This is a genomic window from Candidatus Methylomirabilota bacterium, from assembly GCA_035764725.1.
Lineage (GTDB): Bacteria > Methylomirabilota > Methylomirabilia > Rokubacteriales > CSP1-6 > DASRWT01.
Map to the genome: position 1 here is coordinate 18,756 of DASTYT010000101.1, position 13,198 is coordinate 31,953.

The window sequence follows — 13,198 nt, forward strand, 5'->3', positions numbered from 1 at the left end:
AGCTAGAGAAGGACTACTCCCACTCGATCGTGCTCGGCGGCTTGGAGGAGATGTCCAGCACGACCCGATTGACGCCCTTCACCTCGTTGATGATGCGGCTCGAGATCCGCGCCAGCAAGTCGTACGGCAGGCGGGCCCAGTCCGCTGTCATCGCGTCCTGGCTGGTGACGGCGCGGAGCGCGATCACCTGGGCATAGGTGCGGAAGTCCCCCATGACGCCCACGGTGCGGACCGGGAGCAGCACGGCGAAGGCCTGCCAGAGCGCGCGCTCGAGATCGGCCTCACGGATCTCCTCCTGCACGATCAGGTCGGCGCCCCGGAGGATGGCGAGCCGATCCTCCGTCACCTCGCCGAGCACGCGGATGGCGAGGCCGGGCCCCGGGAAGGGCTGGCGCCAGACGATCTGCGCCGGGAGACCCAGCAGCGTCCCCACCTCCCGCACCTCGTCCTTGAAGAGCTCGCGGAGGGGCTCCACCAGCTTGAAGTCCATTTGCTCGGGTAGGCCGCCCACGTTGTGATGCGTCTTGATCGTGGCCGACGGGCCCTTGAACGAGACGGACTCGATCACGTCCGGATACACCGTGCCCTGGGCCAGCCAGGGGATGCGGCCAAGCCGGCGCGCCTCTTCCTCGAAGACCGCGATGAACTCGTTGCCGATGGCCTTGCGCTTGACCTCGGGATCGTCGACACCCTTGAGGCGGTCCATAAATCGCTTACTTGCATCGATATGGATCAGATTGATCTTGAATGTGTCGCGGAACGTCTTCACGACGTATTCGGCCTCGCCGGCACGGAGCAGGCCGTTGTCCACGAAGAGACACGTGAGCTGATCGCCGATGGCCTTGTGGACCAGAGCCGCCACCACGGACGAGTCCACGCCGCCGGAGAGCGCGCAGAGCACGCGATCGCCGCCGACCGTTTCACGGATCTTCGCGACGGCCAAGTCCACGAACGAGGTCATGGACCAATCGCGCTTTACCCCGCATGCGCGGAGGAAGTTGGCGAGCACGGTCTTGCCCTGCGGGGTGTGCGCCACCTCCGGGTGGAACTGCACTGCGTAGAGACGCCGCTCGGCATCGGCCATGGCCGCCACTGGACAGTTGGCCGTGGAGGCCAGGCTCACGAAGCCGGACGGCGGCTGCAGCACGGTGTCTCCATGGCTCATCCACACCGTGATCTGGTTACCGCGCTCCGGCGTGATGCCGTCCAGGAGCCCGCCCGTGCCCTCCAGACGCAAGTCGGCCGGGCCGTACTCGCGGCGCTCTGCCGGCACCACCTGCCCGCCGAGCAGATAGCCCATCGCCTGCATGCCGTAGCAGATGCCGAGGATGGGGATGCCCGATTCGAGGATGGCCTTGTCGGGCAGCGGCGCGCCGTCATCGTAGACACTGGACGGCCCGCCGGAGAGGACGATGCCCTGATACCCCCCGGCGAGCACCTCCGCCGCGGGCTGCGTGCACGGGAGAATCTCGGAGTAGACCGACATCTCCCGGATCCGGCGCGCGATCAGCTGGGTGTACTGCGCCCCGAAATCGAGGATCGCGATCTTGTCCAGGCCCAACCTCCTGCTAGCGCGGCGTCCCCAGCTTCTGGGCTCGCTGGAAGACCTTCCCTTCCGTCTTGATGGACGGGGCGATGATCAGCTCCGTCTGCTGCAGCTCGCGGATGTTCATGGCGCCCACCGAGCCCATGCACGTGCGAATCGCGCCGACAAGGTTGAGCGTGCCGTCCTCGGTGAAGGCCGGGCCGAAGAGAATCTGCTCGAGAGGGCCCGCCACGCCTACGCGAATCCGCGTGCCGCGCGGCAGGTTCGAGTGCGGCGTCGCCATGCCCCAGTGATAGCCGCGGCCGGGCGCCTCGGTGGCGCGCGCGAAGGCCGAGCCGATCATCACGGCGTCGGCGCCCGAGGCGAGCGCCTTGCAGATGTCACCCCCCGTGGTCATGCCGCCGTCGGTGATGATGGGCACGTACCGGCCGGTGCGCTTGTAGTAGAAGTCGCGCGCCGCCGCCGAGTCCGCGGTGGCGGTGACTTGCGGCACGCCCAGGCCCAGCACCTCGCGGCTGGTGCACGCCGCGCCGGGCCCCACGCCGATCAGGAGCGCGTCGGCGCCGCACTCCATGAGCTCGAGGCACGCCTCGTACGTCACGACGTTGCCGATGATGAGGGGAATGGCGAGGTTTTTCTTGAGGCGCTTGAGATCCACCGGCGTGTATTCGGTGGCGATGTGGCGCGCGGTGGTGACGGTGGACTGCACCACGAAGAAGTCCGCCCCCGCCTCCTCGGCGATCTTGGCGAAGCGCTCGGCCCGCTGGGGGATCGACGAGACCACCACGGGTCCGCCGCCCTTCTTGATCTCGGAGATCCGCTTGTGGATCAACTCTTCCTTGATCGGCTCGCTGTAGATGCCCTGGATGATCTTGGTGGCTTCTTCGAGGCTGGCCGAGGTAATGCGGTCGAGCACCTCGTCGGGATTCTCGTAGCGGGAGAAGATGCCTTCGAGATTGAGAACGGCGAGCCCGCCGTGCTTGCCCATCTCGATGGCGAGGCGCGGGCTGACCACGCCGTCCATGGCGGCGGCGATGATGGGGATCTGGAAGCGATGGCCGCAAAGGTCCCAGGAGATGTCGACCTCGCTGGGATTGATGGTGACCGATCCGGGGACCAGCGCGATGTCATCGAACCCGTACGCGGCCCGCGCCTTCCGCCCCCGTCCGACCCACATCCCCATGCCGTCGTCCTCCCCCCGACCGCCGCACGGGGCGGCCGCCCCAGACCCGATATTTAGAGAGCTCCCGCCGAACCCATACCGTATTTAGTAGGGACTGAGTATAAGGGGGGCTCCCGACCCTGTCAATCGGTTATCCCGCGCGGCCGTGCTTCCAGATGAGCCGCAGCCCCTCGAGGCGCAGGTCGGGGTTGACGATCTGGATGCTGCGCGCGACCTCACGCATCTGCGGGGCGAGCCCGCCGGTGCCGATCACCTTCACGTCGCCCTCGATCTCGCGCCGCATGCGCTCGATGAGGCCGTCGACGAGCCCGGCGTAGCCCAGCACCGCGCCGGACTGGATGTTGGTGGCGGTGTTGCGGCCCACTGCGGTGGCCGGCGCGACCAGCTCGACTCGATAGAGGCGCGCGGCCCGGGCGATCAGCGCCTCGGCGGCGGTGGCGATGCCGGGCGCGATGGCGCCGCCGATGAACTCGCCCCGCGCGTTCACGCAATCGAAGTTCGTGGCGGTGCCGAAATCCACCACGATGCAGGGCGGCCCGTAGATCGTCTTCGCGGCCACCGCGTTGCAGACGCGATCCGCGCCGACCTCGGGGGGATTGTCCACCGCGAGCGTGATGGGCACGTTGACGCCGGATTGCACGCTGAACGGCGTCACGCCGAAGTACGCCTCGATCATTCGCTCGAGCGTGCGCTGCACCGGCGGCACCACGTTAGAGATGGCCACGTCCGTGATCTGTCCGGGCTCGATGCCCCGCGAGCGGAGGAGGGTGTGGATGAAGAGCCCGTACTCGTCGGAAGTCTGCTCGCGTCGGCTCGTCAGGCGCCACGAGGCGATCAGCTTGGCGCCGTCGTGCACGCCCACGCTGGTATTGGTGTTGCCGACCTCAAGCAGCAGGAGCACCGGCGATCTCCCCCGAGACCACGCGCAGCAGCGCGCCGTCCTCCGCACGCACGAGCAACGCTCCGGTCTCGTCGAGGTCCACGGCCACGCCCTCGCGCCCGTCGGCGGCGCGGACGCGCGCGCCCAGGGTCACGCTGTGGCGCCGCCAAGCCGCGCGCAGATCCTCGCTCCCGGCAAGGAACTCGCGATAGCGCGCGTCGAGGGTCTCGAGCAGCGTCTCGAGCAGACGCTCCCGGTCGTGGACGCGTCCGGTGAGCAGGCGTAGCGACGAGGCGCGTCCCGCCACGTCGGGCGGGAACGACTCCTGGTTCACGTTGAGGCCGATGCCGAGGATCACCCGATCGACGCCGCCGTCGGCTCGAGTGGCCGCTTCGGCGAGCACGCCGCAGACCTTCCGCTCCCCCACCATCACGTCATTGGGCCAGCGCATGCCGGGCGTCAGGCCGGTTGCCGCCGCCACCGCGTCGATCACGGCGAGGCCACCGACCAGACTGAGCTGGGGCATGCGTATGGAGGCCACGGGAGGCCGCAGCAGCACTGACAGGAGCAGACTCTGCCCTGGCTGGTCCCACCAGCCTCGCCCGAGCCGCCCGCGGCCGGCGCGCTGGTGTCGGGCGGTCACCACCACGCCGTCCGGGGCGCCCTCGGCGGCGAGCCGCGCGACCTCGGCCTGGGTGGAGCCCACCTCGTCGAGCGCGTGGATGACCCGGCCGATGAGGCGGGCACCCCCGCGCGCCACCCCGCTCACGTGAGCGCGGCGAGGCTGGCGGTGAGCTTCTCGCGGACGGCCTGCTGCTCGCCGAGGCGCTCGCGCTCGCGGGCCACGATCTCCGCGGGCGCCCGCTCCACGAAGTCGGGGCGCGCGAGCTTGCCCTCGATGAACGCGATCTCCTTCGCCGCCTTGTCGATCTCCTTGGCAAGGCGCTGCCGCTCGGCAGCCAGATCCACCACACCCTCGAGCCGCACGTACACCTCGGCCCCCTGGGCCACCGCAAGCGCGGACTGGGGCGGTCGCACCGCGGCGGGATCCACGGTGATGCTGGCCCGGGCGAGCGTGCCCATCAGGGGGGCCGCCTCGCGGAGCGCGGCCGCGTCGAGGCCCGGCCCCGGGCGCACGATCGCCGCCAGCTCGACGGCGGGCGGAATGCGGCTCTCGCTGCGGATGGTGCGGATGGCGCTCACGATCGCGATCACACCGCTCATCCAGGTCTCGGCCTCCGTGTCGTGGCCCTTCCGCGAGGCCTTGGGGAACGCGGCGATCATGATCGAGTCGGGACCGCCCGCCGGTCGAGGCAGCCGCTGCCAGATGTCCTCCGAGATGAAGGGCATCAGGGGATGCAGCAGCCGCAGGGTGGTGTCGAGCGTCTCGACCAGGGTGTGCTGCGTCACCGCGCGAGCAAGGGGATCTTCCTTCTGATAGAGCGAGCGCTTGGCGATCTCGAGATACCAGTCGCAGAGCTCGTGCCACAGGAACTGGTACACCGCGGACGCGGCGTCGTTGAGCCGATAGGTGTCGAGCGCGCGCCGCACCTCGCGCGTCGCCGCGGCGGCGCGGCTACGAATCCATCGGTCGGCGACCGTCGGCGTGCCCTTGCGCGCGAGCTTCGGGTCATAGCCGTCGAGATTCGAGAGGACGAGCCGCGAGGCGTTCCAGAGCTTGTTGGCGAAGTTCCGGTTGCCCTCGATGCGCTCCTCGGAGAGGCGCACGTCCCGTCCCTGGGCGGCCATCGCCGCGAGGGTGAATCGGAAGGCATCGGTCCCGTACTGGTCCATGACCTGGAGCGGATCCACCACGTTGCCCTTGGACTTCGACATCTTCCGCCCTTCCGCATCGCGGACGAGGGCGTGCATGTAGACGTCGTGGAAGGGCGGCTCGCCCATGACCTTGAGCCCGAACATCACCATGCGCGCCACCCAGAAGAAGATGATGTCGAAGCCGGTGACGAGGCAGGACGTCGGGTAGAAGGTCTTGAGCTCCGGCGTGGAGTCCGGCCAGCCCAGGGTGGAGAACGGCCAGAGGCCGGACGAGAACCAGGTGTCGAGCACGTCCGGGTCCTGCCGGAGCGCGCCGCCGCACTTGGGACAGGCGGTGGGGTCCGTGCGCGAAACGATGACCTCGCCGTCCTTGTCGCAGTGCCAGGCGGGAATGCGATGCCCCCACCAGAGCTGGCGTGAGATGGTCCAGTCCCGGTATTGCTCCATCCAGGCGTAATAGGTCTTGGTCCAACCCCGCGGGATGATCTTGATCTTGCCCGAGCGCACCGCCTTGACGGCGGGTTCGGCGAGGGGCTTGATGCGCACGTACCACTGCTTGGAGACGAGTGGCTCCACCACCGTCTTGCAGCGATAGCAGACGCCCACCGCGTGACGATAGGGCTCGATGTGGTCGATGAGCCCGAGCGCCTGCATGTCCTCAACGATGCGCTTGCGGCACTCGAAGCGGTCCATGCCCGCGTACTTCCCCGCCGCCGCCGTCATCTTGCCGTCAAAGCCGATCACGGTGCGGATCGGCAAGTTGTGGCGCTTGCCGATCTCGAAGTCGGTCGGGTCGTGTCCGGGCGTCACCTTGATCACGCCGGTGCCGAACTTGGGATCCACCGCCGCGTCCGCCACCACCTGGATGGTGATGGTCCCCTCCACTGACGGGATCTCGAGCATCTTCCCCACATACTTCCGGTAGCGCCGGTCCTTGGGATGCACGGCGAGGGCCGTGTCACCGAGCTTGGTCTCAGGCCGCACGGTGCCGAGGGTGAGCGGGCCGTACTTGATGTACACGAACTCGCCGTCACGCTCCTCGCGCTCCACCTCGAGCTCGGAGAGCACCGTCTGGCAACGCGGGCACCAGTTGACGATGTAGTCGCCGCGGTAGATGAGCTTGTCTTCCCACAGGCGCACGAAGACTTCGCGCACCGCCGCGGAGAGCCCCGCGTCCATCGTGAAGCGCTCGCGCTCCCAGTCGCAGGAGGCGCCCAGACGCTTGAGCTGCTTGACGATGGTGCCCCCCGACTCCTCCTTCCACTTCCAGACGCGCTGGAGGAACGCCTCGCGGCCGAGGTCGTCCTTGGTCTTGCCCTCGTCGGCGAGCTGCCGCTCCACCACGTACTGGGTGGCGATGCCGGCATGGTCGGTGCCGAATTGCCAGAGCGTGTTGTACCCGTCCATCCGCTTGTAGCGGATGAGCACGTCCTGGATGGTGAAGTTGTACGCGTGCCCCATGTGGAGGAACCCCGTCACGTTCGGCGGGGGACACACGATGCAGTAGGGCTTGCCGGCGGCCTTGGCGTCCGCGCGGAAGTATCCCCGCCGCTCCCACTCGGCGTACCACTGCGGCTCGACGCGCGTGGGATCGTAGCGGTCGGAGATTTCCGTCATGATTATCGCGTCATTGTAGCACGGGGGCCGCGCCGGCCAGCCGCCACCCGCGCGGCTGCCGGTTCCAGACGAGCGACCATGGGCTGCGGCTGGCCGCGCCGTGGTCCGGGCGCTCCTGGGTCGCGGCCACCATCACGCTGCTCGGGGTCTCCGCGTTGGCCACGTCACACGCCGGCTCGGGCACGAGACCGCCGGGGAGCCGGGCGCGCAGCGAGGCGTCGGGCACCAGCTCGGCAAGGGCCCGCCGGTCGCCGCTCTCCACCGCCGCGAAGAAGCGCGTGACCTCGCGCGAAAGGTCCCGGTGCCATGCGTTGATCGTCTGCCGACGGACGCTCGTGATACCCTCCGCACCCTGGCGGAACACTTCCTCCTGCTCGGTCTGGCCATCGCAGCCCGGCTTCCAGCCGGGATAGCGCAGGTCGTAGCGCACGTCGATCTCGCCGACGCTGAGCCGCCAGTCCGCTGCGCGCAGGCCGTCGGGGAACGCCAACTCGGTGCTCCATGTCCGGCTGAAGCCAGCCGGCTCGGCGCGCCAGACGTCCACGCGCAACGGATAGCGGCGCGCCGCCACGGGTGCGCCGACCCACGTGAGCGCGAGCTGGGGCGAGCCGTCGCGCGCGGAGGGCCAGGAATAGGCCTCCGGTGTCCCCGGGTGCGTGATGGTGCGCGTGAGGGCGGCGGCGGCCCCGGTGCCGGTGAACACGCGCACCGACCCCGGGCCGTCGATACCGTTGAGCCCGTAGAGGGCGACGGTGAGCGCGCGCGGCCCCTCCGCTCCGAGCCGGAGCACGCGGAAGCGCGCGCCGCCCCATGCGGAGTTGAAGCCCTCGAGGCGCTCCTGGATGAAGTCGGGGCCGGCGAAGATCCCGCCGCCCCGCAGGTTCTCCACGATCTCGTCGTCGACGAGGCGGTAGAGGCCGCCCACCGCCTCCTCGCTCGGCGCCGGCCCGAGCCGCGCGGCCTGGTCGCGGTAGTCCTCGAGCCCGTCGGTGGCGGCCAGCGCGGGCGCCGCGCACAACGCGACCAGGGTCAAGAGCCGCGGAAGCAGGCGTGCGGGCCCCATTACCGCCTCATCGTACAATGAGGGGAGATGGGTCGCATCATCGACCGGTACATCCTGTCGGAGCTCCTGAGCCCGTTCTCCATGGGTGTCGGGGTCTTCACCTTCTTCCTCGTCATCGACCGGATCTACCACCTCACCGAGCTGGTCATCACCAAGGGTGTCCCGTTCTTCCTGGTGCTGGCTTTGCTGGGTTTCACCCTGCCCGCCTTCCTCGCCCTCACCCTGCCGATGGCACTGCTCGTCGCCGTCCTCATCGTCGGTGGCCGGCTGGCAGGGGACATGGAGGTGACGGCCTTCAAGGCTTCCGGGGTGAGTCCGCTGCGCCTGCTCCGGCCATTCCTGGCCGCGGGGATCGTGGTCGCGCTGATCTCGGGCATGCTCTCGATCTGGATCGCACCCATGGGCAATCGCTTGTTCCAGCAGCAGCTCTTCCAGATCCTCAAGTCGCGCGCGGCCACCGGGCTCAAGGAGCGCATCTTCAGCGCCTCGTTCGGGCAGTTCACAATCTATGTCCAGGACATCAGCGCCTCCCAGGTCGCCCTCAAGGGCCTCCTCGTCTCCGATGAGCGGGATCCCGCGCTCTCCCGCGTGATCGTGGCGAAGGAGGGCCGCCTCCTCACCGACGAGGAGCAAGGGCGCATCACTCTGCGCTTCATCGACGGCCAGATCAGCGAGGCCGACGTGGCCGACGGGCGGCGCGCGCGCTTCACCGACTTCAGCCTCTACGACATGAATCTGCCGCTGGAATCGCCGCTGGCCACCTCGTCGCAGAAGGAGAAGCCCGAGCGTGACCTGCCGTTGAGCCAGCTGGGCCCGCAGGCACGCGAGCTCGCCGCCCAGGGCCAGCCCGTGACCGCCTACTACGTGGAGTTCCACAAGCGCTTCGCGCTGCCGGTGGCGGCGATCGTGTTCGTGCTCGTGGGCTTCCCACTCGGCATCCGCAGCCAGGCCCGCGGGGGCGGCGGGCGTGGCCTCGCGCTCGCGGTCAGTCTCGGCATCGTCGTGTCCTATTACATGGTGTTCACGACCCTCGAGGGCATGTCGCTCCGCGGCCGGGTCCCGCCCTGGCTCGGCATCTGGCTCCCCGACGCCATCTTCCTCGTCGCCGGCCTCCTGCTGATCGCGGCCACCACCGTGGGGATGCCCACCGGCTGGGTGCACCGGCTTTGGCACTTGCGCGACGTGTTCCGGGCGCGCATTCCGGCATGGCGTATTCCGTGGCGACGGAGCGAGGAGGCCGAGGCGGGGCGGAGCCGGCGGCGGGCCTCCACGTTCATCATCGACCGCTACCTGCTCCGCGAGTACGTGAAGTTCATCGGCGTCTGCGTCGGCGTGGCGGCGGTGCTGTTCCTCGTCGTCGATCTCCTCCAGACGCTCGACCGCTTCCTGCGCATCAAGCCGCCCTTCACCTACATCCTCCAGCACTTCATCTTCCGGCTCCCCGGCGCGCTCTACGACGGGCTGCCCATCATGGTGCTGATCGCGACGCTGTTCCTGTTCTTGTCGCTGACGCGCGCCCACGAGCTCGACGCGCTCAAGGCGGCGGGGATGAGCCTCTACCGCGTGAGCGTGCCGATCCTCCTCCTCGCCCTCGCGCTGAGCATCGCCGCCGGCATCTTCCAGGAGACCGCCCTGCCCGCGATCAACGCGCGCGCGGAGGAGATCGACCGCGTGAAGATCCGCGGCAATCTGCCGCGCCATCTCCAGAAGCGCAACCAGCTCTGGTATCGGTCCACCGACACCCGCTTCTGGCGGATGGAGCTGCTCGATCCCGTCGAACGCTCGGTCGACGGGCTCCTGCTCCTCGAGGTGGACCAGAACTTCCAGCTCATGAGCCGTCTCGACGCCAAGCAGGCGAAGTGGACGCCGGGGGGCTGGGAGCTGAGCCAGGGCTTCATGCGCCCTGTCGTCAAGGGCACACGGATGGAATCCAAGCCCTTCGAGCGCATGGTGCTGAAGATGCCGGAGGACATCCAGGACTTCACCAACGTGCAGAATCCGCCCGAGATCATGAGCTTCTTCGAGCTGCGCGCCTACGTGCAGAAGCTCCAGGAGACGGGTCACCAGGCCGGCAAGTACATCGTGGAGCTCTATTCCAAGCTCTCGTTCCCCCTCATACACCTGATCATGGCGCTGGTAGCGATCCCCTTCGCTCTGGTCTCCCCGCGCAGCGGCGGCCGCGCTCTCGGCATCGCGATCGCGATTGTGATCTCGGTGGGGTACTGGCTCGTGCACTACATGGCGGTGGCCTTCGCCAAGGCCGATCTCTTGCCGCCCTTCCTCGCTGCGTGGACGGCCAACGTCGTCTTCGCGGGGCTGGGCACGGCGCTCTTCCTCCGGATCCGCACCTGAGCGTTGGCCGCCGCTCAGCGGCCTTCGCGAAGCTCGCGCAGGATCTCCTCGAGCTGCTTCTGCTCGATGCCGTAGGCCGCCCAGTCGCCGCGGCGTAGCGCCTCCTGACTCTTCTGCCAGGTGTCCCAGGCGCGCTGGGCGAGGACCCGGGACGCGGTCCCAGCCACCGGCGGGGCGCCCGCGGTCACCGCCGCGCGCGGACTCTCATCGCCCTTCACGCGGCCGCCGAAGATGCGCCCGAGGGCCTGCTCGAGGGTGGGCTCCATCGCGATCTGGTTCCCGTAGGCCACGATCACGCGGCGAAGCTCGGGGAGCGCCCCCTGCTCCGTCGCGGAGAGATACAGCGGCTGGACGTAGATGAGGGAGCGCTCGATGGGAATGGCGAGCAGCGAGCCCCGCAGCACCCGCGAGCCCTGCTGGTTCCAGAGGGAGAGCTGCTGGGAGATGAGCGGATCCTGGTCGATGCGCGCGTCGATCTGGCGCGGCCCGTAGACGAGCTTCTGCTTGGGGAAGGCGTAGACGATGATGCGCCCGTAGTTGGGCGCGTCCGCCCGGCCCACCATGATCGCGATCATGTTGTCGCGCCGGCTCGGGTTGAAGCCGCCGAGCAGCACGAATTCCTCGTGGGACTCGTCGGGGAGTCGCATGACCGTGTAGTACGGCTCCATCTCCGCCGCCGCGCCGCCGCGCCCCTCGGCGGGACGTCGCGGAATTGTCCACAGATCCTCCCGGTTGTAGAAGACCTGCGGATCCTCCATGTGGTAGGTGGCGTACATCTGCATCTGCAGCGTGAAGAGGTCCTCGGGATACCGGATGTGCGTCTGGAGGTCCTTGGGCATCTCCACCAGCGGCCGCAGCAGCCCCGGAAAGATCTTGGCGTAGGTCTGGGCGATGGGATCGTCGGGGTCGGCGACGTAGTAGCTCACGGTGCCGTGATAGGCGTCCACCGTCACCTTCACCGAGTTGCGGATGTAGTTCCCGATGCCGCGCACCGGCTGGGAGTACGGGTACCGGTCGCTGGTGGTGTAGCCGTCCGCCATCCAGACGAGGCGGCCGTCGTCGGTCACCACCATGTAGGGATCGCGGTCGAAGCGCAGGAAGGGCGCGACCTGGCGGATCCGGTCACGGATGTTCCGGTAGATCATGATCCGGCTGTCGGGCGACAACCGGCCCGTGATGAGGACATTGATCTCGCCGAAGCGCGCCGCGAACGCCACCCGGCGGAGGAGCGAGTCCACCGCGATGCCGCCCCGCCCCGCATAGCGCGTGTACTCGTTCTTGTCCCCCGCCGAGTAATCGAGCTCCCGCTCCTGGGTGCGGACGAAGACGTAGTCGTTGCCCGACTCGCCGTAGTAGATCTCGGGCCGGCTGATCTTGGCGAAGCCGCCCGTCACCACCGGCGGGATGTCCTTGGCGAAGAACTCGGGCAGCCCCTCGGGGCTGATGCGGTTCACCGGACCCACCACGAGGCCGTAGCCGTGGGTGAATGTCAGGTGCTCGTTGAGCCAGTTCCGGTCCTGCCCGGGCAGGTGGCGGTACGACAGCTCCCGCGGCGAGAGCATGACCTGGCGGTACTCTCCGTTCACGGTGTAGCGGTCGTTGTCCACGTCGAGGAACTTGTAGTAGGTGCGGATCTCCTGCAGCTGCCCGTAGGTGATCAGCAGCGGCCGGTGATCCCAGAGCCGGATGTTCTTGATCGTGAGCGCGTTCCGCTCGAGGGCGGCCGCGTTGAGGTGCTCCTCGACGGGGAAGTCCTTCTCCTGCACCCGGTCCAGCCCGAACGCGTGCCGGGTCATCCGGATGTTGTGCTCGATGTACGGGCGCTCGAAGGCCAGCTCGTTCGGCTTCACCCGCAGCCGCTGCAGCGCCGAGGGGAAGAGCCCGAGCCCGCCCACCCACACGACGACCAGCACCACGAGCCCGGCCACCGGGAAGAGCCATCCCGGCCGGCTCATCTGCACGAGGCACGCGGCGGCGCAGAGGAGGGCCAGCACCGTGAGCACGTTCAGGACGGGGAGCGCAGCGTTGACGTCGGTATAGGTGGCGCCGACCACCGCGCCCCGGGACGAGTAGAGGACGTCGAAGCGGTCCAGCCAGAAGCCGGCGGCGCGGATGACGAGGACGATGGCCCCCAGGGCGAGGAGATGCGTCCGCGCGGCCGCGGCCAGCCGCGGGCCTCGCGCGGTGAGGACGAGGCTGCGCTGCAGCACGTACACCGCGGCGGTCAGGACGAGGGCTCCTGCCGCGAGCGCGAGGCCCCAGCCATAGAGCAGGCGCCAGAAGGGGAGCCGGAAGAAGTAGAAGCCGAGGTCGCGCCCGAAGATCGGGTCGGTCCGTCCGAAGGGGGTCGCGTTGAGGAATTCCGCCAGCGTGTCCCACTCCGCGCTGGCACGGGCGCCGGCGATGAGCGCGATCACCGCCGTCACGGGCAGGAGGAGGCGGCGGATCAGCGGCTCGATGCTTGCCCGGCCGGGCAGGCCGAGCTGATCCTCGAGCTCCCACAGCACGTCCGGTGGGGCCGTGCGCGCGGCCACCCAGAGATTGGCGAAGAGGAAGATCCACACCGCGAGTCCGACGCCCAGCACGAGCCAGCCCCGCAGGCTGAGCACGGTGGTGAACACCTGGGTGTAGCCGGTCTCTTGGAACCAGAGCCAGTCGGTGTAGAGAGGAACGGCCTGACCCACGATCCCCAGGGCGAGGAACGCGAGCAGGAACCAGACTGCGGGCCGCGGGCGTCGCCCGTTCGCCACCTAGTCCCTCAGAGCGCGGCGGTGACGCCGT

8 protein-coding genes are annotated in these 13,198 nt (G+C 68.8%); 1 reads left to right on the forward strand and 7 read right to left on the reverse strand.

Going from position 1 to position 13,198, the window contains the following annotated elements; genetic code table 11:
- Positions 1-13: 13 nt before the first annotated feature.
- The 6 genes from guaA to VFX14_16380 form a co-directional block, all read right to left on the reverse strand.
- Positions 14-1,555, reverse strand: coding sequence for a glutamine-hydrolyzing GMP synthase (gene guaA / locus VFX14_16355; protein ID HEU5191258.1), 1,542 nt, complete (start codon positions 1,553-1,555; stop codon positions 14-16).
- A gap of 13 nt (positions 1,556-1,568) precedes the next feature.
- Positions 1,569-2,729: a GuaB3 family IMP dehydrogenase-related protein gene (locus tag VFX14_16360; GenBank protein HEU5191259.1), complete on the reverse strand. Its 1,161-nt coding sequence runs from the start codon at positions 2,727-2,729 to the stop codon at positions 1,569-1,571.
- A 130-nt stretch (positions 2,730-2,859) separates the two neighbouring features.
- Entirely contained in the window at positions 2,860-3,630 is a 771-nt protein-coding gene (locus tag VFX14_16365; GenBank protein ID HEU5191260.1) for a type III pantothenate kinase, read from the reverse strand.
- Positions 3,614-4,378: a biotin--[acetyl-CoA-carboxylase] ligase gene (locus VFX14_16370; protein ID HEU5191261.1), complete on the reverse strand. Its 765-nt coding sequence runs from the start codon at positions 4,376-4,378 to the stop codon at positions 3,614-3,616. Before VFX14_16370 ends, VFX14_16365 begins: the two co-directional genes overlap by 17 nt.
- Entirely contained in the window at positions 4,375-7,008 is a 2,634-nt protein-coding gene (locus VFX14_16375) for a valine--tRNA ligase (GenBank protein HEU5191262.1), read from the reverse strand. The genes VFX14_16370 and VFX14_16375 overlap by 4 nt, the downstream gene beginning before the upstream one ends.
- Positions 7,009-7,012: 4 nt before the next feature.
- Complete coding sequence (locus tag VFX14_16380; GenBank protein HEU5191263.1) at positions 7,013-8,065, reverse strand: hypothetical protein; 1,053 nt, start codon at positions 8,063-8,065, stop codon at positions 7,013-7,015.
- A 27-nt stretch (positions 8,066-8,092) separates the two neighbouring features.
- Here VFX14_16380 and lptG point away from each other — a divergent pair, with 27 nt between their 5' ends.
- Positions 8,093-10,417 (forward strand): LPS export ABC transporter permease LptG, encoded by a 2,325-nt coding sequence (gene lptG / locus VFX14_16385; protein ID HEU5191264.1) that lies wholly within the window; start codon positions 8,093-8,095, stop codon positions 10,415-10,417.
- A 14-nt stretch (positions 10,418-10,431) separates the two neighbouring features.
- Here lptG and VFX14_16390 read toward each other — a convergent pair whose 3' ends face one another.
- Positions 10,432-13,167, reverse strand: coding sequence for a UPF0182 family protein (locus tag VFX14_16390; protein HEU5191265.1), 2,736 nt, complete (start codon positions 13,165-13,167; stop codon positions 10,432-10,434).
- Between the last annotated feature and the right edge of the window lie 31 nt (positions 13,168-13,198).